Origin of the sequence: Photorhabdus kleinii (genome assembly GCF_025384885.1) — a bacterium.
GTDB lineage: Bacteria > Pseudomonadota > Gammaproteobacteria > Enterobacterales > Enterobacteriaceae > Photorhabdus > Photorhabdus kayaii.
Genome location: NZ_JAJAFY010000010.1, coordinates 37,669 through 60,756 on the forward strand (window position 1 = coordinate 37,669; position 23,088 = coordinate 60,756).

The 23,088-nt window shown below is 42.7% G+C and carries 21 protein-coding genes, 4 tRNA genes and 1 pseudogene; 6 read left to right on the forward strand and 20 right to left on the reverse strand.

Going from position 1 to position 23,088, the window contains the following annotated elements; all coding sequences use genetic code 11:
• Window positions 1-10: 10 nt before the first annotated feature.
• The 5 genes from yigB to lptM are packed head-to-tail and all read right to left on the reverse strand — an operon-like array spanning window position 11 to window position 3,430.
• A complete protein-coding gene (gene yigB, locus LG003_RS07860; protein WP_112877286.1) occupies window positions 11-727 on the reverse strand; it encodes a 5-amino-6-(5-phospho-D-ribitylamino)uracil phosphatase YigB in 717 nt (238 codons plus the stop codon).
• Window positions 728-729: 2 nt separating this feature from the next.
• On the reverse strand, window positions 730-1,638 hold the full coding sequence (gene xerC, locus LG003_RS07865) for a tyrosine recombinase XerC (protein WP_315903379.1): 909 nt from the start codon (window positions 1,636-1,638) through the stop codon (window positions 730-732).
• A complete protein-coding gene (locus tag LG003_RS07870) occupies window positions 1,635-2,339 on the reverse strand; it encodes a DUF484 domain-containing protein (protein ID WP_112877288.1) in 705 nt (234 codons plus the stop codon). Before LG003_RS07870 ends, xerC begins: the two co-directional genes overlap by 4 nt.
• 32 nt (window positions 2,340-2,371) lie before the next feature.
• Window positions 2,372-3,196 (reverse strand): diaminopimelate epimerase, encoded by an 825-nt coding sequence (gene dapF, locus LG003_RS07875; protein ID WP_112877289.1) that lies wholly within the window; start codon window positions 3,194-3,196, stop codon window positions 2,372-2,374.
• 48 nt (window positions 3,197-3,244) lie between these two features.
• Window positions 3,245-3,430: an LPS translocon maturation chaperone LptM gene (gene lptM, locus LG003_RS07880; protein WP_112877290.1), complete on the reverse strand. Its 186-nt coding sequence runs from the start codon at window positions 3,428-3,430 to the stop codon at window positions 3,245-3,247.
• A 78-nt stretch (window positions 3,431-3,508) separates the two neighbouring features.
• Between lptM and cyaY the strand changes: the two genes are divergently transcribed.
• Window positions 3,509-3,829: an iron donor protein CyaY gene (gene cyaY / locus LG003_RS07885; RefSeq protein WP_112877291.1), complete on the forward strand. Its 321-nt coding sequence runs from the start codon at window positions 3,509-3,511 to the stop codon at window positions 3,827-3,829.
• 28 nt (window positions 3,830-3,857) lie between these two features.
• Here the strand turns inward: cyaY and LG003_RS07890 are convergent, their stop codons facing one another.
• Complete coding sequence (locus tag LG003_RS07890; RefSeq protein WP_262980481.1) at window positions 3,858-6,428, reverse strand: class I adenylate cyclase; 2,571 nt, start codon at window positions 6,426-6,428, stop codon at window positions 3,858-3,860.
• A 597-nt stretch (window positions 6,429-7,025) separates the two neighbouring features.
• Here LG003_RS07890 and hemC point away from each other — a divergent pair.
• The 4 genes from hemC to hemY are packed head-to-tail and all read left to right on the forward strand — an operon-like array spanning window position 7,026 to window position 11,091.
• Window positions 7,026-7,967, forward strand: a complete 942-nt coding sequence (gene hemC, locus LG003_RS07895; RefSeq protein ID WP_262980482.1) for a hydroxymethylbilane synthase — start codon at window positions 7,026-7,028, stop codon at window positions 7,965-7,967.
• A complete protein-coding gene (gene hemD / locus LG003_RS07900) occupies window positions 7,964-8,704 on the forward strand; it encodes a uroporphyrinogen-III synthase (RefSeq protein ID WP_262980483.1) in 741 nt (246 codons plus the stop codon). Before hemC ends, hemD begins: the two co-directional genes overlap by 4 nt.
• A gap of 20 nt (window positions 8,705-8,724) precedes the next feature.
• Window positions 8,725-9,849: a uroporphyrinogen-III C-methyltransferase gene (gene hemX / locus LG003_RS07905; protein WP_262980484.1), complete on the forward strand. Its 1,125-nt coding sequence runs from the start codon at window positions 8,725-8,727 to the stop codon at window positions 9,847-9,849.
• A gap of 3 nt (window positions 9,850-9,852) precedes the next feature.
• Window positions 9,853-11,091 carry a protoheme IX biogenesis protein HemY gene (gene hemY / locus LG003_RS07910; RefSeq protein WP_262980485.1) on the forward strand — a complete coding sequence of 413 codons (1,239 nt, stop codon included), beginning with the start codon at window positions 9,853-9,855 and terminating at the stop codon, window positions 11,089-11,091.
• 71 nt (window positions 11,092-11,162) lie between these two features.
• Here the strand turns inward: hemY and LG003_RS07915 are convergent.
• Window positions 11,163-11,569, reverse strand: a pseudogene (locus LG003_RS07915) (transposase); the annotation flags it as partial.
• Window positions 11,570-11,834: 265 nt separating this feature from the next.
• Between LG003_RS07915 and LG003_RS07920 the strand changes: the two are divergent.
• Complete coding sequence (locus LG003_RS07920) at window positions 11,835-12,008, forward strand: hypothetical protein (RefSeq protein ID WP_158537765.1); 174 nt, start codon at window positions 11,835-11,837, stop codon at window positions 12,006-12,008.
• Window positions 12,009-12,649: 641 nt separating this feature from the next.
• Here LG003_RS07920 and LG003_RS07925 read toward each other — a convergent pair.
• The 13 genes from LG003_RS07925 to rfbA all read right to left on the reverse strand — a co-directional run bounded on the left by LG003_RS07925 (window position 12,650) and on the right by rfbA (window position 23,075).
• A complete protein-coding gene (locus LG003_RS07925; RefSeq protein ID WP_112877297.1) occupies window positions 12,650-12,952 on the reverse strand; it encodes an NINE protein in 303 nt (100 codons plus the stop codon).
• A 759-nt stretch (window positions 12,953-13,711) separates the two neighbouring features.
• A tRNA-Pro gene (locus LG003_RS07930) sits at window positions 13,712-13,788 on the reverse strand.
• Window positions 13,789-13,819: 31 nt separating this feature from the next.
• Window positions 13,820-13,906: transfer RNA gene (locus LG003_RS07935), tRNA-Leu, on the reverse strand.
• 15 nt (window positions 13,907-13,921) lie between these two features.
• Window positions 13,922-13,997 (reverse strand) — tRNA-His (locus LG003_RS07940).
• Window positions 13,998-14,071: 74 nt separating this feature from the next.
• A tRNA-Arg gene (locus LG003_RS07945) sits at window positions 14,072-14,148 on the reverse strand.
• Between the two features lie 157 nt (window positions 14,149-14,305).
• Window positions 14,306-15,682, reverse strand: coding sequence for a bifunctional threonine/serine APC transporter ThrP (gene thrP / locus LG003_RS07950; protein ID WP_262980486.1), 1,377 nt, complete (start codon window positions 15,680-15,682; stop codon window positions 14,306-14,308).
• A gap of 258 nt (window positions 15,683-15,940) precedes the next feature.
• Entirely contained in the window at window positions 15,941-16,678 is a 738-nt protein-coding gene (gene wecG, locus LG003_RS07955; RefSeq protein WP_262980487.1) for a lipopolysaccharide N-acetylmannosaminouronosyltransferase, read from the reverse strand.
• A 9-nt stretch (window positions 16,679-16,687) separates the two neighbouring features.
• Window positions 16,688-18,037 (reverse strand): ECA oligosaccharide polymerase, encoded by a 1,350-nt coding sequence (gene wzyE, locus LG003_RS07960; protein ID WP_262980488.1) that lies wholly within the window; start codon window positions 18,035-18,037, stop codon window positions 16,688-16,690.
• A complete protein-coding gene (locus LG003_RS07965) occupies window positions 18,037-19,122 on the reverse strand; it encodes a TDP-N-acetylfucosamine:lipid II N-acetylfucosaminyltransferase (protein ID WP_262980489.1) in 1,086 nt (361 codons plus the stop codon). Before LG003_RS07965 ends, wzyE begins: the two co-directional genes overlap by 1 nt.
• Complete coding sequence (gene wzxE / locus LG003_RS07970) at window positions 19,119-20,369, reverse strand: lipid III flippase WzxE (RefSeq protein WP_262980490.1); 1,251 nt, start codon at window positions 20,367-20,369, stop codon at window positions 19,119-19,121. Before wzxE ends, LG003_RS07965 begins: the two co-directional genes overlap by 4 nt.
• 1 nt (window position 20,370) lies before the next feature.
• Window positions 20,371-21,501, reverse strand: a complete 1,131-nt coding sequence (gene rffA / locus LG003_RS07975) for a dTDP-4-amino-4,6-dideoxygalactose transaminase (RefSeq protein WP_262980500.1) — start codon at window positions 21,499-21,501, stop codon at window positions 20,371-20,373.
• Between the two features lies 1 nt (window position 21,502).
• Window positions 21,503-22,216: a dTDP-4-amino-4,6-dideoxy-D-galactose acyltransferase gene (gene rffC, locus LG003_RS07980; protein ID WP_262980491.1), complete on the reverse strand. Its 714-nt coding sequence runs from the start codon at window positions 22,214-22,216 to the stop codon at window positions 21,503-21,505.
• Window positions 22,194-23,075, reverse strand: coding sequence for a glucose-1-phosphate thymidylyltransferase RfbA (rfbA, locus tag LG003_RS07985; RefSeq protein WP_262980492.1), 882 nt, complete (start codon window positions 23,073-23,075; stop codon window positions 22,194-22,196). Before rfbA ends, rffC begins: the two co-directional genes overlap by 23 nt.
• Between the last annotated feature and the right edge of the window lie 13 nt (window positions 23,076-23,088).

Below are 23,088 nucleotides of genomic sequence, written 5' to 3' on the forward strand. Positions count from 1 at the left end.
AATTTCTTGATTATATCAATGCTGTCAAAGAAGCCAAATCGTAAATCTCAATGTGAGGCAGTAGGCAGCTTTCCATCGTCTGCAATAATTTTTTATTCTTAGTATTCATCCAGCAAGCTTGCATACCACTACGCAGTGCCCCTGCCACATCAGTATTCAAGTCATCACCGACATGTAAGATTTGCCCAAGCGCTAAACCCAGACGATCCGCAGCCAAACAGTACATATCGCTGCAAGGTTTTGAACGCCCATCAGGGCCAGCTTTCAGCACAAATTTAAAATAAGGGGCAAGACCACAAGCAGCGGGTTCTGCATTGCCATTAGTAATGGCTACTAGTGGCATCTGTTCAGCAAGTGCCGCCAGGGTCTTATGTGTTGATTCAGGAATATCAATCCGATTACGCCAGAGGGTGAAATGCGCCATGACATCATCTGCCCCCCGATCAGCATCTTCACGGCTAAAACCGTAATGGCAAAACATCAACTTTGAAGAGTGCCAGCGCCATAAAGTCATGTCATGACAAATTTCAGGATACTGCTCAAGTGTCAATTCACGGAAAGCACATAGATCCTGATGATTAAGATGACTGAACCTAGGATCATACCGCCGTACAAAATTCAGTACTTCCTCTTCCGTTTTATCCATAACTGGATGATTATCATACAGCGTATCATCCAGATCAAATGTCATCGCTAACACTGGCGCAAGAGGCCGGTAAAAACGCATTACTATTTCCCCCGTTTGGCTCTGGGATGGGCTACATCATACACTTTTGTCAAATGCTGGAAATCCAAATGAGTATAGATTTGTGTGGAAGATAGGCTGGCATGACCAAGTAATTCCTGAACTGCGCGCAAATCACCACTAGATTCCAGAATATGAGTGGCAAAAGAGTGGCGCAATTTATGAGGATGAATATGGCTACTCATTCCCTGGCGTATTCCCCACTGAGCAAACCGTTTTTGTACATTACGAGTTGATATCCGCCGCCCACTCTTTGAGACAAAAACGGCATTATCCTCCGGCTCGAATAGTTCCCGCATTGCCAACCAACGATTAAGCCATTCAACCGCGGTATGTCCCAAAGGCACCTTCCGCTCTTTACTGCCTTTACCTGAAACCCATACTTCTCCACTTTCAAGCTCCAGATGCTGGCAATCAAGGCTCACCAACTCCGACAAACGTAATCCAGCACCATACATCACTTCCAACATCGTCCGGTCACGCACCGATAATGGATCATTAAAATTGATATTCAGCAGCTGGTTCACTTCATCCACATCGATATTTTTCGGCAAGTGACGCTTGGTTCCCGGCGTGCTGACGGTTTTACTCGGGTTAACGGAAATTTCCCCTTGAGTCACCTGCCAATCAAGGAAACTGCGCAAGGAAGATAAACGCAACGCCAAGCTCGCTGACTGTAAGCCAGCCCGACGACTACGTGTTACCAACATTCTCACTTTCGCTGGATCAAGATCTTTCCATTGGCTGACACCCATTTCTAAAACCATCTCAGCCAATGTGGCAAGCTGGCGACGATAATTGGTGATAGTCACTGGACTTAACCGACGCTCTACCCTGAGATACCGCAAAAATGCCTCAATCGGCTCCAGTAACCAGTCAATTTCCTGCATCATATTCGTTTAATCCAACGAGACAATATATCCGGCAATAAATTAGCCAGATGCTCAAGCATGTCAGTTCCCATACCGGCTTGATAATGTTGATGATTTCGACTATTAAATATCACCATCCCCAATTCGCCCCTCGTTCCCAGTAGAGAGACGGCAACCGAACCGACATGCCGAACTTGCGGCAACAACAATAGAATTTCCGGCCCATTTAGCATACCGAGATAGTGGTTTTTATTACCAAAACGCTGAATACGGATTGGTTCAAAAGCATTGCGAGCAAGCGCTAAATCAGGCGCATTAAGTGGTGCACCAATATGCCATTTATCATTGAAAAGACGAATACTGGCACTATTTAGTCCCATATTCTTAGCCCATGAACTTAACCGACCAAGCATATCTTGTAAACTCTCTGCCGCAACTAAATTAACAAGTAATTTAAGCAACTGCTCAAACAGTTGTTCATTCTCTCTGGCCTGCTCCATGAGCAGAGTTATATCTTCTTCCAGATAAGCAATTCGCGTTCTCTGACGGCTCATATACCATTCAACCAAAGAAATCGTTTCTCTTACCGGGTGAGGAATCCGCATCTGTTCAACGACACATGCATTACGGATAAAGAAATTGGGGTTTTCCAACAAATAATCCACAACAGTCTGATCATCAAGTATGCCATTGATGCTTAACTGCTCTTCTTTTTTCTCCATCTCTGATGCTCCGCAGCTCAAAACAGACTCGATTACAGGTGAATTGTACCATCATAAACATGCATCGCCGGCCCCGTCATATAGAGCGGTTTTCCCGGCCCATCCCAACAGATAAACAGTGAACCTCCCGGCAAATCTACCCGAACATGATTGTCGAGCAGTTGCTGCTGAATGCCTATTGCCACCGCAGCGCAAGCACCACTGCCACAAGCTTGGGTTTCCCCAACGCCACGTTCATAAACCCGTAAGCGGATATGACCACGGTTTAAAATTTGCATGAAACCAATATTCGCCCGTTCAGGAAATCTTTCGTGGCTTTCCAAAGCTGGCCCTAAAATATCTACTTCGGCCGTTTCCACATCTGACACTTGAATCACACAATGAGGATTCCCCATAGAGACAACCCCACAAAGAACGGTTCTCTCTACTACCCGTAAAATATAGGTTTTTTCCGCCCTTAACGCACGAAATGGTACATGATGCGGCTCAAATTCAGGTTCCCCCATATTAACGCAAACCTGATCATCATTGGTGATGCTCAGCATCATCCGCCCCGATTGCGTGCTGACTTTAATATCACGCTTATTAATTAATCCTTTAAGACGGACAAAACGGGCAAAACAACGCGCTCCATTGCCACACTGCGCAACTTCACTGCCGTCAGCATTAAAAATACGATAGTGAAAATCCATATCCGGATCATAAGGTGCTTCAACAATTAATAATTGATCGAAGCCCACACCAGTATGTCTATCTGCCAAACGGCAGATCAATTCTGGTGAGAAATAAACATTTTGGGTCACAGCATCAACGACCATAAAGTCATTACCTAGACCATGCATTTTGGAGAACTGCATATAATGCTCCACCGTAAACCGTAGCTACTGACTATCGGCTTATCTCGCTTATTTCTGAGAGGTGCTATCCACTTTCTGCCCTTGCTGCCCAGTATTTGGGGAAATCTGAGACGCAGTTGTCGCCTTCTCTGTCGATGGTTGTTCTGGAGGAAAATAGAGAGGACCTTTCAGTCCACAGCCGGAAAGTACAAATAAGGTTATGATAGCCAGAAATCCGCGTAATTTTTTCTTCATTGCATTAATGCCTGTAATTCATACGTCAATATTCTCTATAATCGCAGTTAGACCTCGAAAAGCAAATAGGAAATGAAGATGAACGACAGTGAATTTCACCAGTTAGCTGACCAACTGATGCTTTATATCGAAGGGCAGTTAGATAATTATGATGGCAATGCTGATATCGACTGTGAAACCAATGGCGGCGTCATGACCCTGAGCTTTGATAATGACAGCAAAATTATTATCAATCGCCAGGAACCTTTCCATCAAATCTGGTTGGCAACCAAAGGCGGTGGTTATCATTTTGACTACAAAGAAAGTCAGTGGATTTGTGACCGCAATGGTGACAATTTTTTAACCATGCTAGCACACGCCATCAGCGAACAAAGTGGCGAACAGTTCAGTTTTCCATAATTGAACCTACCCCGCATCGCGGGGTAAATCAGTAATGTGACACAAAACGATAAGGTTCTGGCTGCTCTTCATTTTCCCCATCATGAGCCACACACAAATGTGAAAAAGATGATTCACTAAATGGAATCACCTGAATCTGGCCTTTCATTTGCACAATCTGATAAAACTGTGGCAAGTTAAAGTTGATAAAACTTGATCCGTAGGTAAACCGATCATGAGATGAAGAATAAAACCGACTGACGTCACGTACCAATTCTTCCTTACTTCCCTCACAATGAGAATAAATTTCTACCCGGTTGGTTTCATCCAGAATATAAATATTAAAACCTTGATTATCTTGCGTATTTTCGAAGAAAAATTGAATAATGCCCTCACTGGCAAAGCCATCAACCACCGCAGGCAAATGTGTCTCTTTGGTATTAATTTTCACCGGCAACCCATGCAATTTGTTATTAGAAATTGCCCCATAGAATTCCACGGCATTTTCCAATTTCTGCACAGATACGTTAAGACGTTCAAAGAACAGCCCCCAAGTCTGGCCGGCAATACGTAATGCTTTAAAACGACCAGGGTCCTGACGATTGCTGGATAAACGTAATTCAATACATTCAGATACCAGTTGCTGGATCCGGGTTCGGATAAGCCCTCGTAAATGTTCGCTGTAACAGAACACTTCAACAGCCGCTGGCGGTGCAGCATCTTGATGCATTTTACCCAATATGGTCTTCAACGCTTCCAGCACAGATTGCCCACCACTAAAGTGTAAAGTCCTCACTTCATTCCATGAATTACGATAAAGTAAGTCAATGCTTTCTACCAAACACTGTTGCGATTCACCAAAACTGAATACATCAAGCTTACGGAAATCAAAATGTACAACCTGATTGGAGAATTCAGCGGTCGGATCTTTTTCCAGATTGACAATAATTGCCAAATGGCGAATTTCACATGGGCTATAGAGTGCTTTCGGTGTCGGTGATGGCAGACGGATGGGAAAATGAGTAGAAATATCATTAATCAATTCATGCAGCTTCAGCTCATCACATTGAGTTTCGCCATGATGAATATGAATAGACGATTTTTCTGTTAATAAACCGTTAAAGTAGGTCCACGACACCAGTTTATTGAGATAACGATTATATTCCAGAGGTTGATGACCAATGATCGATCCAATAGCCGGAGCCTGATTGTAGAGATACCAACCGCTACGGTTTGCACGTCCTTGAGGGACATAAATAAATGTTAAATTTTTCTCTGATAGGTCTGGCGAAATTTGCGGATTAACCAGCGTTACTTTTCCTGGCAATGCTTCAAATGCAGCATAAAGTTTACGCGTCAGCACACCAATATCCTGTGGACTGGCACTGACACTCAGATTATTACGGCGAGCAAAACGGATAAGATTACGATAGCTCTGCATCATGGTATCGAGCAGTTCATTATGCGCATCACGAACCTGTTCAATTTTCCATGAGTTGCGGTTATCCAAAATTTTCAACCGTTCTGGATCCCACTTCCACTCATAGACCAATTGGGTCAAAACCTGACGTCGCCAGCCAATGCAGCCTTTATCATCTTGATTTAGAGAGAGCTTTTCACAAACTTTTAAATAAAAACATCGACGTATTAGATCTAAACGGGTCGTATCATTAATTTCTATCAGATAACGGGTAACACGCTCAAGCATCATGCTGTATGCATCAAGGCCAAAGGAAACTATTTCACCCGCATGTAGGCGCTGTTTCATCTCCATTGCCAGTAACTTACCATTGGGATATTCCCAAGAATAGGCTTCCAGTAACAAGCTTTTTAATACGGCTTTATAAGGGGAATCGATACTTTTGTAGAGTTGCCATAAGCTAGCACCAAAGTACTCTTCAGCAGATAGTTCACCCAATCCACCGAGATCAAGCCACTCATTTGGCGTCAGAACACCTTGCGCATAAAGCGATAAAACATATTCATCATAATGGCGTTCTTCTTCTACGGGCACCATTTCCCATAACAAACGCTTACCCGCCATACGTACAGCGGTACGATAAAATTCATCAAGTAACAGAATATGCTGAGTAGAACCGCAGTCCTCACCACCGAGGCTACCACTCGCATTATGGCGAAAGCGGTTTTCATCAATAAGAAAAAAATTGACTTCAATACTAAGCGCTGCCGCCCACTGTTCAATAAGCGTACACTTACGTTGCAGCAAAAGGCGCTCATCATTATCAAGCCATGACTGATGACATACCCAGATATCCAAATCAGAACAACCGCTCTGCCCGATTGATGAAGTACTGCCCATTGAGTAAATACCGGTAATAGGAAGTTCACCATTGGCAGGCTGTTCTATGAAGTGATCTAATTTATTTTCTAAATCATTAAGATAAGATTTTTGTGCTTCATCATGCACGAAAAAACATACGCCATAGGGAACATTACCGTTAATGTAACCTGGCATCATCGGATGATGATAATGCAATAATACTGGCAGTAAACTGTATACCTGTTTAAATTCCGCACTCATGGCGGTAGAGGCGCGTTCTAACCTGAGTTGGTTTATCGCATCCAGTCTCTGCTTCAGTGTTTCGATATAAAGGTACAAGACGTCTCGCCCGATTGAGTTCCAGTGCCCAGATAAATCCCCCGTTTCCGGCTGTTATAGCTCGATGGAATTATTTAGAATGATTTTTACCAATTTATTACCGGAAACGTGATCAATTTAACACCTTGTCGATAAACCGTAAAGTCAGTAAAGCAATTGAATTCGATGCCTTATCGTACGGAAAATCAAATAATACATTGTTATATATGGGAATAATCAAAAAACCCATACCGTTTATACTTTCTTATACGAAAGAAATTTTCTCTACCCATTTTTTCAAGTTAATGCGCGTAATACCTTGTTATCATCAACCCTATAAAAATGACTCCGTTGGCTATATTTTAATTAATGATTTTTTCCATTCGGAATTCTTTAATTACAGAAATAATTTACTTGAAAAGTTAATTCATAATTAAATCAATCTATTTTTATAGATATCAAAATAATTTAAAAATTAAAATTTATTTTATGATTTAACATAACTGGCATCTCTTCTTCTCAGCCTCCTAGCTGGAAAAAAAAGTGATGAAGTGTTAAAACGAGTGCTATGTTTTTCATTTATATGACGGCTGAAAAGCCTGAGAAATACAAACATCTATGTCAACTAAAACCATCCGTATCGCAACCCGACAAAGCCCTCTAGCCATGTGGCAGGCGCTGTATGTTCAACAAAAACTACAACAATGTCACCCAGATTTGGAAGTTCAACTGGTTCCGATGGTAACCCAGGGCGATATTATTCTGGACACGCCTCTAGCAAAAATTGGAGGAAAAGGGCTATTTGTCAAAGAGTTAGAATTAGCTCTACTTGAAGGCCGAGCCGATATCGCCGTCCATTCAATGAAAGACGTCCCGATCTCTTTTCCTGAGGGGCTAGGTCTGGTCACTATTTGTGAACGTGATGATCCACGTGATGCTTTCGTCTCTGTGAAATATCACTCTCTTGATGAATTGCCAACAGGCAGCATCGTTGGCACATCAAGTTTACGCCGCCAGTGTCAACTCCGTGTATTCCGTCCTGATCTGATTGTCCGTGACCTTCGGGGCAATGTTGGAACCCGTCTGAACAAGTTGGATAATGGTCACTATGATGCAATTATCCTCGCCGTCGCAGGATTGAAAAGGTTAAAACTGCATGAGCGTATCCGTACGCCATTGACGGCGGAACAATCATTACCTGCCGTTGGTCAAGGCGCGGTAGGAATTGAATGCCGCCTCGACGACCAACAAACACAAACTCTGTTAGCACCATTAAACCACTATGATACAGAAGCTTGTGTTCTTGCCGAACGTGCGATGAATACCCGGCTGGAAGGAGGCTGCCAAGTACCAATAGGTAGCTATGCTATCTGGCAGGACGGGAAAATCTGGTTACGGGCATTAGTTGGCGCACCTGATGGTAGCGTTATTATTCGCGGTGAGAGAACGGCTTTCCCAAAAGATGCCTGCCAGGCAGGGGTTGAATTGGCAGAAGAGTTGTTGGAACGGGGAGCACGGGAAATTCTAACCAAAGTTTATCGAGGAAATCCCTCCACATGAGTATTCTGGTGACTCGCCCTGCTCCTGCCGGAGAGGAACTAGTCAGAAAGTTACAGGCTGCGGGAAAAACAGCTTTCAGCGCACCTTTAATCAATATTCACCCAGGTTCAGAGCTGCCACAGCTAGCTGAGAAGCTTAACCATCTAAATACCTGTGATATGGTATTTCTATTGTCAAAAAATGCAGTTTATTATGCAAACTCTCAGTTAAATAAAATTAATCTTTTATGGCCCAACAAGCTGATTTATTATGCTATCGGCAGATCAACCGCTCTGGCTTTTCATCAACTAACGGATATGAATGTTATCTGGTCATCAGAGGGTGAGACCAGCGAAATCTTGCTAAAACTACCATCACTACATCAGGTTGAAAATAAACAAGCTTTGCTGCTCAGAGGAAATGGCGGACGTGAACTTATTGCCCGGACGCTGACAGAAAGAGGCGTCACAGTTAATTATTGTGAATGTTATTTCCGCGAGCCAGTAGACTACCCGGCAGCAGAATTCAGTGCCCACTGGCAAAAGTATGGAGTACAAACTTTAGTTGTAACCAGTGGCGAAATACTGCAACTATTATATAACTTAATACCTGAAAGTGATCGAAACAGGTGGTTATTGCATTGCCACCTGATTGTGGTAAGCGAGCGTCTTGCACATACCGCCCGGAACTTGGGCTGGCAGGATGTTAAAGTTGCAAAAAGTGCAGATAACGATGCCTTAATTCAGGCACTAGAATAAACTGACATGGGATGCCCACTATGACGGAGCAAAAACAGTCCGCCGAGACAGTTGAACAAACAAAAACTACGGTTGAAAACTTGCAACAGCTCGAAACCGCGCCTCAAAAGCAAGAACGTTCTGGTACGCTAAAAAACATTATTGCTATTGCAATCATGCTGGCAATCGGTGGCGGTCTTTATTATTACGGACAGCAACAAAGCCATTTATTGAGAGCAGAGAACCATGAGCTACGCCAACAACTGGAATCACTGAAACAACAGCAATCACAGGATAAACAGCATATTGAAGCGCTGTTTAAAGAACAATCACAGACTTTAAGCCATTTCGCCGCACAAAATGATCAGCTAGATAATAGCCTACAAGAGTTACAAGCCAAAATCTCTGCGTTATCCAGCTCTGATGTAAAAAGCTGGCTACTGGCACAAGCTGATTTTCTGGTCAAAATGGCAGGCCGGAAATTATGGAATGATCAAGATGTAGTCACCGCCGCTGCTCTGCTGAAAAATGCAGATGCCAGTCTCTCTGAAATGAATGATCCAAGCCTGATTGAAATCCGTCGTGCAATTACACAAGACATCAGTACATTATCTGCCATTAGTCAGATTGATTTTGACGGCATTATCCTGCGAGTTAATCAGCTTTCTAACCAAGTAGATAACCTGCGTCTGGCTGACAATACAACCGATGGTTCGCCAATGGACGAAGATAATGATGAATTAACCGGTACATTATCTGAATGGCGCCAGAATCTGAGCAAAAGCTGGAAGAGTTTCATGGATAATTTCATTACCATCCGTCGCCGGGATACCGCAGCAGAGCCATTACTGGCACCAAATCAAGATATCTATCTACGAGAAAATATCCGAGCCCGTCTGTTGATTGCCGCCCAAGCAATACCGCGTCATCAAGGTGAAGTTTTTAAACAATCATTAGAAACGGTTTCAACTTGGGTTAGAGCTTACTTTGATATCAATGATCCCAATACCAAAGCATTCTTGGAAGAAATTGATTCATTAAGCCAGCAACCTGTTTCCATCACTGCGCCAGACCACCTTTCAAGCCAGCCTTTACTGGAAAAACTGATGCAAACCCGGGTTCGCAGCCTACTTTCCCAATCTTCTGAAACCAATCAGGAGGGTTAAGTTATGCTGAAAGTTCTATTACTGTTTGTGGTACTCATTGTTGGTATTGTGCTTGGCCCAATCGTTGCCGGCCATCAGGGATATGTTCTGATTCAAACTGACAATTACAACATTGAAACCAGTGTTACCGGCCTGTTTATTATATTTGTTCTTTTACAACTGGCACTCTGCCTCCTTGGCTGGTGCTACCGCAGAGTTATACGCACAGGCTCACGTACCCGTGGCTGGTTCCTTGGACGCAAACGCAGCCGTGCCCATGCTCAAACAAAAGCAGCGCTGATCAAACTGGCAGAAGGCGATTTCAAACAAGTTGAGCAATTACTGACCCGTAACGCTGACCATGCAGAACAACCTGTGGTCAACTACTTACTGGCGGCTGAAGCAGCCCAACAACGCGGAGATGAATTTCGTACCAATCAATATTTACAACGCGCGACAGAAGTCGCAGATAATAACCAGTTGCCTGTGGATATTACCCGTGTACGTATTCAACTCACGCAAGGTGAAATTCACGCAGCCCGTCATGGTGTAGACAAGCTATTAAATCAAGCTTCACGTCATCCAGAAGTCTTACGCTTGGCTGAACAGGCTTATATGAAGTCAGGAGCTTACCAGTCACTGATTGATATACTACCGGTAATGGAAAAAATCCATCTACATGATGAGTTACAAATTCACAAATTGCGCCAGCAAGCCTATATCGGTCTGATGAATCAGTACATGGCAGAACAAGGCAGCGAAGGCTTAAAACGTTGGTGGCACGATCAAAGCCGAAAAATTCGCCATGATGTGGCTTTACAAGTTGCAATATCTGAACACTTAATTGAATGTGATGACCATGAAACTGCACAAAAGATCATCCTGGAAAGTTTAAAACGTCAATACGACGAACGTTTACTCTTATTGATCCCACGCTTAAAAAGCGAAGATCCAAAGCCGATACAAAACGCATTGGATCATCAGTTAAAACAACATGGTTCAACTCCCTTGCTAAACAGTACGCTCGGACAAGTTGCTTTGCGTCACGGAGAATGGGAAAAAGCAGTAAAAGACTTTAAAACCGCATTAGCCCAACGTCCTGATGCACATGATTATGTATGGTTAGCAGACGCATTGGATAAACTGCGTAAACCAGAAGAGGCCGCACAGGTTCGTCGTGAAGGATTAATGCTCACTTTGAAGCGCGAGAGTAATGTCGTGAAGAGTGATCTCGTTAATAGCAATAGTGCTGTAATGTCGTGATCTCTCATCCATTATTAGCAAGTCTTCATGCCGATGATTAAAAATGCCCCGCACGGGGTAATGTCAGTCAGTTAAGCAACTGACTGGCTGTTTTTCTGAGCCTTTCTGTACTTATATGGCCTTTCCTTTACCACTCTCGGGAAGGCCCTTTCCCTCCTTGTCGGCAACTTCAGTGACTACGCTATACTTTCCAGACCTCGCATCAGTTCTGGGATTCTGCCCGGCGAAGCACCCTGTAACATCATCAGCATTCTCATTACCATGCCGCACGATTCTGAGAAGCTCAGTTGATTCGGCCAATAACGCGCCCCATAGCTCCTGCTCCACCAGTTCCGGCTTTTTACTCCTCAGGGTTAATTTGTTCAGTAACATATAACATAGTCTGTTTGATTTCGCGATAACCCAGCTCTATTTCCCACCGGTGGCTGTAAAGATCTACCATCTCATCTCCCGGATAACGCATGGCGTGAGTCATGGTATTTCTAGTTTAAATCAGGAACAAAAAGATAAACTAGAACACATTATTAATGAACAAAAAAACTAGCTGACGAAGATCTTCAAGCAGCTAGCAGAAATTTTATGAGTATAACGCATGAAGAACTTTTTTATATCAAAGTTATATTTCACAAATTCAAAGTGGCGAACGAATTTATTTTGAAAATAATTATGATTTCGCTAAGGAAGCAAAAATACAAGTTGTCGATCCTCTGTGGGCTATTGTAGGTGCAACAGTAAGCGGAACTTTGAAAGATACCAAGGCTGAAAATATTGGCGATAAATATAATATATCTGGCGTAATAAATTATAGATTTTATGACGAATTTACAGACCCATACGATATGAAAGATTTAATTGGTAAAGAGTGGAATCCTAATGGAACTCCGTTTGATATCACAGGGGAGTGGAAAAAAATGTAAATTTCCAGGTCGATAAAGATGTTTATGAAAACAAAGTCAAGCCATTGATTGAAAAGCAATAGCATTAATATCCATCATCAAAGGTCGCACATTAAATGCGTGACCTTATACAAAAAACAATTAAAAAAACCATTGATACATAATCATAGGAGAAACATGGCTGAATATTGCAATAATAGTCATTAATAACGACACTAATATGGTTTTTTTAAATTTCTTCCTAATATAGAATAATTAGCTACCATAGATAGCATAAAAAAAATCACAAATATCGACAAAAGAAAAGCAATTAATAACATAACACAATCCATTATTGAAGAAATTGTCTGTAATATTACATCAAATGAGGATCAATTTTTAATGGGAAAAATTGAGACTTATGTCACATCTATTGATATTTCAGATAAATTTTTCTGACCTATTAGCGGAAGTGGCCGAGGCCAATTTTTTATCACCACATCAGTAATATCAAAAACGACCGCTCGTCAAGTGAGAGCGTTTCTGGTGGGAAAGTCTGAGGAAGAGGTGTTCTTAACATAGCAGTAAGCTCCGTTTGGTGAATGGGATTTAATTAAAACAAAGTGCCGGATAAAAAACCAGCACTTTGTCAATAATCTGAATGCCCCACACGGGGCATTTTTCTAACCATATTTCTTAGCAAAATCTTCATCGGAAGTGCAAAGATAAATAATAAATTCAATAAATGAGATAAGTGCAGGGATAAATGTCCAGCAAAATAACAGATATAAAATCCCCATACCGATTTTGCCCAGATAAAATTTATGAGCGCCAAAGGAACCAAGAAAAAACGCCAACAGTGCAGCAACAATGCGGCTTTGACTACCAGAAGAATAGGCCCTTATCATCGCGCCACAATGTGGGCACGATTGTGCAGACTCATGCAACATTCGACCACAACCAAAGCATCCAATCATTTTTGACATCAATATTCCCCTTAAGATAAGTTTAGGAATGAAGTAGCTAGATTAATTTTATATTAAAAAAACTAACCATCATATTTTCAGTTCTGTTTATATTAGATAGTAATATCTAAACAGTATATAAACCTACCAGATATGTCTTTTAAAAATAAAAAAAACACCTACCTTAAAAACAAAAGATAGGTGTACAAATACAATCAGGTCTACAGACGGATAGTGCCTCACTCAACGTTGAGTCCGGTCGGCGATGAAAATTACTCATCTGTGACATGGACAATAGGCACCGATAATCGGCTCTGCATCATCCCTGGGTTTATGAAGCATATGCAATCATAAGAAATAGGATGAGCATCTACGTTTGTAACAATGCATTTAATGTGCCAGCTTTTATTTAAATGAAAACTGCCTCGCTTCATCAGCTATTTCTCTATTTATTACAACAAGAAATCGAATCATCACAAAATCCATCTCATGCACTGTCTCTTATTTGAGACAAAACATAAGGTATTTATTATTTTCATTATAATTCAATTTGTTATAAGTCTCTTATTTGAGACAGCTAGTATATCGATTGTCTTCAAAATACAAAAAATAAAAAATTACCATATAAAACAAATAGTTATTTTAAAAAAATAATCCACTAAATTTGAATCAACAGAGCACAACTTAAAGGTATATGGATCAGGAAAGGGAACAAAAAATCAGGGGGACAAAAAGGGATAAAACGCAAAAAACCCTGCAATGCAGGGTTCTTTTGGAATTTGGTCGGCGAGAGAGGATTCGAACCTCCGACCCACTGGTCCCAAACCAGTTGCGCTACCAAGCTGCGCTACTCGCCGAAATTTTCTACTCTTTCTTTTCTCTTTTTTATGGTGCGAAAGGGGGGACTTGAACCCCCACGTCCATAAGGACACTAACACCTGAAGCTAGCGCGTCTACCAATTCCGCCACCCTCGCATGTCACAAAAAAGATGGGGTGGCTAATGGGACTCGAACCCACGACAACTGGAATCACAATCCAGGGCTCTACCAACTGAGCTATAGCCACCATAACAGCTATTTACTGCTAAATACTTATTACCAACGGCGCAACACATCACCGCAGCTCTTGCACGCAAATAATGGCGCGCCCGACAGGATTCGAACCTGAGACCTCTGCCTCCGGAGGGCAGCGCTCTATCCAGCTGAGCTACGGGCGCTTAACGCCGTTTCGGGTGGGGATAGTACGGATTTAATGATATACTGTCCAGTGCTTTTTTAAAGAAATGATGCGTTTGATTACACCTTACTCATTTCGTAGATAAAGCCAGCTCTTAACTTCCCTATTCACTACCACCGTGACAGTAAATCAATCTATCAGGCTTTTGGTTTTTTACCGTTAAAAAGCTTCACCAACCAATAAATCAGCGACACCATTAACAAAAATCCCCCACCGACCAGCAATGAGAAACGAGTATCCGGGTTAATTGCCATCCCTATCAACACACAACATAAAAATGCTAATGTCAGGTAATTTACATAAGGGAACAAAATGGATTTAAAACCATGTTGTTTCAGTGCCTGCTGATGATACTGACGAAAACGCAATTGGCTTATCAGAATAACAAACCACGGTACCATTCCTGGTAACACACTGGCGCTATAAACATAAACAAAAACCGCCTGCGGATTTGGGATCAAATAATTCAAACTAGAGCCCACAATCAAACACAGGATAGTGATGGCAATACAGATTACCGGCACCCCATTCTTTGACAATTTAGTCAGTGATGAAGGTAGCTGATGGTTTTGCGCCAACGCATAAAGCATCCGCCCACCACTGTACATGCCGCTGTTACAGCCGGAAAGCGCAGCCGTCAATACAACAAAGTTAATCACGGCTGCCGCAGAGGTGATCCCCACTTTGGTAAATGTCATTACAAACGGGCTACCCTGTGAACCCACTTCTGTCCATGGAAATAATGTAACTACAATGAAAATCGCACCCACGTAGAAAATCAGGATACGCCAGAGAATATTGTTAATCGCTTTTTTCAATGTCACCTGAGGGTTCTTCGCTTCCCCCGCAGTGATACCAACCAACTCCACACCCTGATAAGATGCAACCACAATACAGAGCGCAAACAGAAACCCTTGCCAATTACCCGCAAAGAAACCACCATGCGCAGTCAGATTACCCAATCCAATAGGCTGCCATTGATTACCAATACCGAAAAATATCAATCCCAAGCCAATCAGGATCATGACAATAATTGTGGTCACCTTAATCATGGCAAACCAAAATTCCAGCTCACCATAAAGACGTACCGCCGCAAGGTTAGCCAAAGCGACCAATGCCACCGCAATCAATGCCGATACCCACTGAGGAAGTTCAGGGAACCAAAACTCGGCATAAACCCCGATAGCCGTTATTTCTGATATTCCTACCGCCACCCACATAAACCAATAGCCCCAAGCGGTGAGGCATCCCCAGTATGGGCTGAGATATTTATGTCCAAAAGAGGCGAAAGAACCCGTGACAGGTTCAAGAAACAGCATTTCTCCCATCGATCGCATAATGAAAAAAACAAAAATTCCGGCAATAATATAAGCCAGCAAAACGGAAGGACCAGCCCATTTCAGTGTGCTGGCCGAGCCCATAAACAGACCGACACCAATTGTGCCGCCTAGTGCGATCAGCTCTATATGACGGGCTTCTAAACCCCGTTGCAAGCTATGTTGTTGATCTGCCATAAATTCCCTGTCCATTGTTATATGTTGTAATATGCAATAATAAAAACATACAAGACTGATGTTGATCAGCCATAAAAAGGTCAGGGATCAAAACATGTTTTTCCACTGAGTGGAATAAAAAATTATCTAATAATTAACTATAAATAGTGAAAATCTGGCAGGATAAAACTGTTAGATAAATATTGTGGAATAAATTCATTGTATCACCTGACGAAAGCATCACCTGACGAAAATTTACACGACAGGCAAGAAGCGGGTTTACAGACGACCACTATAATAATATCCAAGAAATTTCAGTAAGTTAAACTGGCGACGAATACGGCTTGGTTGTGATAACAAGCGATAAAGCCATTCAAGCCCCAAATTCTGCCATGCTTTTGGCGCACGTTTCACATGGCCGGTAAATACGTCATAAGTACCGCCAACGCCCATATACAACGCATCCGAATGAATTTTTCGACAGTCACGCATAAAGACCTCCTGTTTAGGCGATCCCATTGCAACTGTCACAATCACCGCACCGCTGGCATGAATCCGTTCAAAAACAGCATTACGTTCTTCTGGCGTGAAATAACCGTTCTGGCTGCCAACAATATTGACGTTCCACTGAGCCCGTAGTTTGCTTTCAGTCTGTTTCAATATCTTTGGTTTACCTCCAACCAGAAAAATAGGTGTACCTTCTTTGCCGGCACGTTCCATGATGGCTTCCCATAAATCAGCACCCGCTACACGAGAAACTTCAGCATCAGGGTATTTACGGCGAATAGCACGTACAATACTGATACCATCAGCATACAGATATTCTGCGTCACTCAGCAGTGTGCTTAAAGCTGTATCTTCTTCTGCCGTCAGAACTTTTTCCGCATTAATCGCTACCATAGTACCCGTCTTTACCTGTCCGCGTTGAAAAATATGGTCAAGAAAGTGCGCCATATCGCGGAAGCCCCAAATATTCAGGCCACGAATACTGTATTTAGGAATATTGCTTAGCTCCATTTTCTTCCCTTACATTGCAACAGACGTTTTTATGATACAACCAGGTTGCTTTCTAATAAGCCCTGCACTCTCAAATAGCCAATACAACAACTTAGCAATTACCAGACATAAGCCAAAAATAATACAGAAAAATACCACACGGGAAACAAATGAATCCACACCTTCACGGGCCAATACTATCATGTTGAAGATCGCGCCAAAGCAAAATGCCTGCAAGATAGCGGCCTTATAACGATTAATCTCCTGTTTTCCTAATTCATAAATCCAGTCAAACCACTTAATTATCAATCCAACAACAATCGCACCAACCGGAATAAACAACACGCCCCCCATCACAACCAGAGAACCTATCAGAGTTGGAGAAATTGCCAGACCAGAGTGATTATCCAGTACTTCCCAGGTAAAATAATTCGCAGAATTCAACACAGCATCAGGGCGTCCTGGCCAAAGCCAGCTTGGAATAAAGACATAGAAATCACGGACAATAGGCGCTAATCCCTGAAAATCAATTTTGTCGTAATTATTCAGCAGTAACGCAAGATTTTCCCACGGAGAAAAAGTGTCCCTTGTAAGATAGAGAAAAGTATAAAACGCTTCCGCACCACTGACATCCAAACTATAACGTTTGAGTGCCAACCAAAACATGCCAACAATCCCTATTGCGCCCGCCGTTACCAACATCCACAAGGTTATCCAGCCACGCACAATGCCAATAAACAGAAACAACGCGAACGCAATGATAATATTAGCGCGTGTTCCGCCAACAATAACATAAGTCAGTATCCCAAAAGCAACTGTGCTCATCAGAAAAAACAACCAGCGTAACTGTGTCGGCTTCAAGAAATAAACCACCAACATGGCAGGAATAAAGAAGTAAAAGAATCGCTTTAGAGCAACACCAGAAACCTGACTGGAAAAAATTTGACTGTACGACTGTAACTTAAACAGTAGAAAACCGTTTTGCATAAAGAACAGCCCTACTGTCACCACCGCAACCAATGCCAGTAGTAACCATGTAAAGTTAGTTTCTACCCGGTTCATGGTGAATACAGGTGCTTTAGGCTGTATAGACGGCTTTCTTAGCCGTGTTTTATAACTGACGTAATAAATACCATAAAAACAGGTCGAAGCCAGTAGAGCGTGTAGTAAGGCGTCTACAGGCACCACTTCAACATCAAATTGGAAAACCAACAAACACGTCAGTGGAAAGCCAAAATAGAATGTCAGCAAATAAAGCAATGAGAAGAATATATTAAAATTAAAACGTACACGCCGGAATTCCTGATAAGTCAACGTCAGGATGAAAACCAGCGATATTAAATAAACAGCAAATAATCCGCCAAACTGCGTTAAATTCATTATTGCTGCTCTCCCGCCGCTTTCGCCAGCGCCTGTCGCCAGCCATCAATAAAGTTCGGACTAAAGAAAGCTATCGCATTTCTGTCCAGGGAAAGCATCTGACGTTGCGCTTCTGCAATCAGTTGATTATCTAAAGGATCACCGGAGAAAAATACCGGCACCTGTTGTTCTATTAAATCTCGCCAAAAAAGATTCTGACGACTGAGTACAAATGGCACACCAAATTGTATCAACAAACAAATTGTTCCAATCCCCTGCTGGCGATTAAACATGAAATACCCTAAATTACAACGGCGCAACAATGCCAGATAATCACCAAACACCATATTCTGCTTAATAATGTTCAAATTTTCTGGCCGGAACAATGATAAAGCAGCCTGTTCAACCTGATTAATATAAACCTGATTGTTTTCAGGATAACCCATTGGGATAATGATTCGCACCTTATCGCCAAACTGCTTATGAATTGCTTTCAATGCCGTAATATGGCGGTTCGATCGATCACCGGAATTCCCCAACAAAATTGTCATTTTACCATCTTCAACAGGTATTCTTTCCGCAATTGTCAAAGCAGGTTCCATTCTGGTTGGAAAATAGAGCAATGATGTTGGTACGTCCGGATGATGTTGAGAATAAAAATAGAGATCTCCACGAACCGCAAACACATGCCCTACCCGGCGCTGTGCCAGACGACGCAAGAAATAGAATAGACGAAATTTTAACTGACAGGAGTCTTCATACAGATCCGCTCCCCAAACATGCCACCAAAACTGATTACGTTTGATTTTTCCTGACAACAGCGCCAACCACAAACTCACATTAAATTGGCCGTGAAAAAAAAACCGACAATCTCTATCTGAACGTGCTTGAGCAATAACAGCCTGTGCCAGAGATTTTTTACTATCAAAGAATGCCATATCCAATGCCGGGCAATCATCCAGTAAAGCGCGATTTTTGGTCACCACCATAAACTTCGGTTTGGCTAAAAAACCAATTTCTTGTACTAAGACGTCATTAAAAAAGCGCAATACTATTCGATTGTGATGTGGGATATCAGATCCCAAAACGTGAATGAGGGTTGTCATGCTCGCCTACGATAAATAAGAAATGCACCACAACAAAGGGTGAAATAAATAATGTAAGTTGCCATATAGGCTTGTGCCGCACCTAACGCTCCGTTTACAGGAATAAGCCAGTGCGCAAAACCAATAAGCAGTAAAAACTGACTAACTTCTGTCAACACATAAAAACGCAACGCAGCCTTAGCAATCACCAGATAGCCAAAAACATAAGCACCCACTTTCAAAACATCACCCACCAACTGCCAGGCAAATAGATCACGCATAGCAGTAAATTTGTCAGAAAATAGTAACCAAATGGCAAAATCACGCAGCAGCCATACAGTAAAACTTGCAACGGCCACAGCAGGCAAAACAAATTTCAGCGCCTTAATTATCTCATTTGATATTTCGCTCTTACCCTGCAATCGTGAAAGTGTTGGCAACAGATAAACACTAAAAGATGCTGTGATAAATTGCAGGTAAGCATCGGAAATACTGCTTACACCTTGCCAGATACCCACTTCGTACCAACTATAATGCACTGCCAGCAAATTTCGCATCAAAATGTAGGCAACTGGTAAAGTAATGGAAGTCAACAGGGCCATAAGGGTAAACTTGCCAAGCTGACCAACCAATACCTTATCCCACATGGGTTTAAAACTTGAAATCGATACCGCTTTGAGACGCCAAACCATCAATCCCGCGGGAAATATGATTAATGCTGGCACTAAAGCCAAACCCGCCAAAGCACCTCCATACCCACCAAGGATAAAACAGAGATAATAGGCAATCACACCTATCACGCTACCAAAAATAATCGCCAGCGCATTCCTCTGTGCATCTCGGTATCCCTTCAAAATAGCCAAAAAATAGTTGGCAAAAGCAATCCCCATTTGAATAAAAGCGAGAGCCTGCACAACTGGCTTATAATTTTGATGACCAAATAACCCTATACTGATAGACCCGCTAAACAGCAAAAAAATCACTGCCAACAGCGTGGAAAACCCAAGAATAATGGTAGAAGATGTTCCCAGTACCGCCCGCAACCTTTCCGGCTGTTGCTGATATTCAGCAACATATTTAGTCACACCATTAAAAATACCGGCACCAGCCAACACCCCAAGCACAGTGATAAGCTGACGAAAATTACCCGCCTGCCCAACCCCGCTGGGGCCAAAAGCAACTGCCAGTAATTTAACGATTAAAAGCCCCACACCGATTTTTATCAGTGTGGAGCCCGCAGTCCATATTGATGCTTTAGCCAACGACATATCAGGCGAAGTATTCTCGAATATGTTTAATGACGATCTGCTGTTCAGCGTCTGTTATGTTGTAAAACATCGGCAAGCGCACCAGACGATCACTTTCACAGGTAGTAAAACAGTCTTCTCCGTGAAAACGGCCAAATTTTTCACCGCCGGGGCTAGTGTGCAGAGAAACATAATGGAATACCGTTAATACACCCGCGTCCTTCATATAGCTATTGAATGCCGAGCGTTCTTCAACATCTTTCAGCTTGATATAGAACATATGAGCATTATGCTCCAACCCTTCCGGTATGACGGGCAATGTCAGGAGACCATCATCAGCCAGCGGTTTTAATGCTTGATAATAGGTATTCCACAAGGCAAGGCGACGTTCATTGATTGTCTCAGCTTTCTCTAATTGCGCCCACAAATAAGCAGCCTGAAGCTCCGACATCAGATAACTCGAACCGATATCGCGCCAAGTATATTTATCAACTTGACCACGGAAAAACTGACTACGATTAGTCCCTTTTTCGCGAACAATTTCCGCACGGGAAATCAGTGATTGATCATTGATAAGCGCTGCACCACCTTCACCACCAGAAGAGTAGTTTTTGGTTTCGTGAAAACTGTAGCAACCAATGTGTCCGATAGTTCCCAGTGCGCGTCCTTTATAAGTAGACATTACCCCCTGTGCAGCATCTTCCACGACAAACAGATTATATTTCTCTGCCAAGGCCATGATGGTATCCATTTCACAGGCTACGCCGGCGTAATGCACTGGAACAATCACGCGTGTTTTAGCTGTAATTGCTGCTTCGATTTTGGTTTCATCAATATTCATGGTATCCGGACGAATATCCACGAATACAATGGTTGCTCCACGCAGCACAAACGCGTTAGAACTAGAAACGAAAGTGAAGCTCGGCATAATAACTTCATCACCGGGTTGAACATTCAGCAAAATAGCCGCCATTTCCAGTGAAGCTGTACAGGATGGCGTCAATAAAACTTTCGGGCAATTGAAATGTTGTTCCATCCACTCTTCACAACGCTTGGTGAAACCACCATCCCCGCAAAGCTTACCGCTCTCCATTGCTTGCTTCATGTAATCTAATTCAGTGCCAACGACTGGTGGTCTGTTAAATGGAATCATTTCATCCCCTATATAACCAATACGCGGTGCTTTCAACAAACGCACCACTGCGTGTATAAAGGCGCAAAGCAGCAATGTTGCTGGTTTGTGTCGCAATCCTTAACTGCCGTATTTGGTGGCGTTGACACCACTGCTGCGCCGCCAACATCAATTTTGAGCCAATCCCACGGCCAATATTTCCTGGGAATACAGCCAGTAAACCTATACGAGCCTCTCCTGCTCCTATATCTCGTAAGGTAACAAACCCTGCGGGTTGCCCATTACCCCCATTTACCAGAAAACATTGATGATCAAATGTCCCCAATACCGCTTTTTCCACCCAAGTCGCGTAGAAACGACCACTATCCTGCGGTTGATACCACGGAGTTCGGAAACGACTCAAAGGAAATACGTTGGAAGCTACCTCCTTCAACATCGGGATATCTCGCCGCTCAGCCGAAAGCAACTTACTCTCAGAGTTGTCATTATTAGCATTTTCTATGCCAATCATTAAGGAAAGGTCTACTTCCCCTTCCACTAACGAAAAGCCCAACGCGGATAATCCATCAATAAGATCCAATCGCTGCGCAGGTACTTTAGCTTGCACTAAAGCATACTGTTCTAACTGAGATGAGGTTAGCAGACCAGCATCAGGTGTGAAATCAAGGCGAGCGGTGGATAGCCCAAAATAGTGACTATCCCACTCTAACGGTTCAATATTGGCGCGCACGAACATGGAGCAGATCCAGCAGATATTGGCCGTAGCCAGTTTTTGACAAAGATTTTACTGTTTCTCTTAACTGTATATCATCCAGCCAACCATTACGCCAAGCGATCTCTTCAAGACAGGCGATCTTAAAACCTTGACGCTTCTCTACGGTCTGCACAAAAGTACTGGCCTCAATCAGGCTGTCATGAGTGCCAGTATCCAGCCAGGCAAAACCACGCCCTAACAACTCGATGTTTAGTTCACTACGTTCCAAATACATCTGGTTAATACTGGTAATTTCCAGTTCACCTCTGGCAGAAGGCTTGACCTGCTTAGCAAAATCTACTACTTGATTATCGTAGAAATAGAGACCCGTCACCGCCCAGTTGGATTTTGGCTTTTCTGGTTTTTCCTCAATGGAAAGAACGCGGAATGAGTCATCAAATTCCACCACCCCAAACCGCTCAGGATCCATCACTTGATAACCAAAAACAGTCGCCCCTGTTCCACGGGAAACAACATTCCTCAGTTTTGGGCTGAACCCTTGTCCAAAGTAGATATTGTCTCCCAATACCAAGCAGCAAAGCCCGCCGTTGATGAACTCCTCACCAATCAAAAATGCCTGAGCTAAACCATCCGGTGATGGCTGTTCTTTATAGCTTAAGTGAATACCAAATCTGTCACCATCACCTAACAGCCGGCGGAAAGAAGGTAAATCTTCTGGTGTAGAGATAATCAGAATATCACGTATCCCTGCTAGCATGAGTACTGACAAAGGATAGTAGATCATTGGCTTATCATAAATTGGCAGTAATTGTTTGGAAACACCCTGTGTTATCGGATGCAACCGGGTTCCTGATCCACCTGCCAGAATGATCCCTTTCATATTTACTGCCCCC

Excerpts from the sequence above, each read along its gene's own strand:
- yigB (WP_112877286.1), bottom strand. The coding sequence starts at position 727 with ATGCGTTTTTACCGGCCTCTTGCGCCAGTGTTAGCGATGACATTTGAT.
- LG003_RS07965 (WP_262980489.1), bottom strand. The coding sequence starts at position 19,122 with ATGACAACCCTCATTCACGTTTTGGGATCTGATATCCCACATCACAAT.
- thrP (WP_262980486.1), bottom strand. The coding sequence starts at position 15,682 with ATGGCAGATCAACAACATAGCTTGCAACGGGGTTTAGAAGCCCGTCAT.
- dapF (WP_112877289.1), bottom strand. The coding sequence starts at position 3,196 with ATGCAGTTCTCCAAAATGCATGGTCTAGGTAATGACTTTATGGTCGTT.
- xerC (WP_315903379.1), bottom strand. The coding sequence starts at position 1,638 with ATGATGCAGGAAATTGACTGGTTACTGGAGCCGATTGAGGCATTTTTG.
- hemC (WP_262980482.1), top strand. The coding sequence starts at position 7,026 with ATGTCAACTAAAACCATCCGTATCGCAACCCGACAAAGCCCTCTAGCC.
- wecG (WP_262980487.1), bottom strand. The coding sequence starts at position 16,678 with ATGGAGCTAAGCAATATTCCTAAATACAGTATTCGTGGCCTGAATATT.
- wzxE (WP_262980490.1), bottom strand. The coding sequence starts at position 20,369 with ATGTCGTTGGCTAAAGCATCAATATGGACTGCGGGCTCCACACTGATA.
- LG003_RS07925 (WP_112877297.1), bottom strand. The coding sequence starts at position 12,952 with ATGTCAAAAATGATTGGATGCTTTGGTTGTGGTCGAATGTTGCATGAG.
- rffA (WP_262980500.1), bottom strand. The coding sequence starts at position 21,501 with ATGATTCCATTTAACAGACCACCAGTCGTTGGCACTGAATTAGATTAC.
- wzyE (WP_262980488.1), bottom strand. The coding sequence starts at position 18,037 with ATGAATTTAACGCAGTTTGGCGGATTATTTGCTGTTTATTTAATATCG.
- rfbA (WP_262980492.1), bottom strand. The coding sequence starts at position 23,075 with ATGAAAGGGATCATTCTGGCAGGTGGATCAGGAACCCGGTTGCATCCG.
- hemX (WP_262980484.1), top strand. The coding sequence starts at position 8,725 with ATGACGGAGCAAAAACAGTCCGCCGAGACAGTTGAACAAACAAAAACT.
- rffC (WP_262980491.1), bottom strand. The coding sequence starts at position 22,216 with ATGTTCGTGCGCGCCAATATTGAACCGTTAGAGTGGGATAGTCACTAT.
- lptM (WP_112877290.1), bottom strand. The coding sequence starts at position 3,430 with ATGAAGAAAAAATTACGCGGATTTCTGGCTATCATAACCTTATTTGTA.
- hemY (WP_262980485.1), top strand. The coding sequence starts at position 9,853 with ATGCTGAAAGTTCTATTACTGTTTGTGGTACTCATTGTTGGTATTGTG.
- LG003_RS07870 (WP_112877288.1), bottom strand. The coding sequence starts at position 2,339 with ATGGAGAAAAAAGAAGAGCAGTTAAGCATCAATGGCATACTTGATGAT.
- hemD (WP_262980483.1), top strand. The coding sequence starts at position 7,964 with ATGAGTATTCTGGTGACTCGCCCTGCTCCTGCCGGAGAGGAACTAGTC.
- cyaY (WP_112877291.1), top strand. The coding sequence starts at position 3,509 with ATGAACGACAGTGAATTTCACCAGTTAGCTGACCAACTGATGCTTTAT.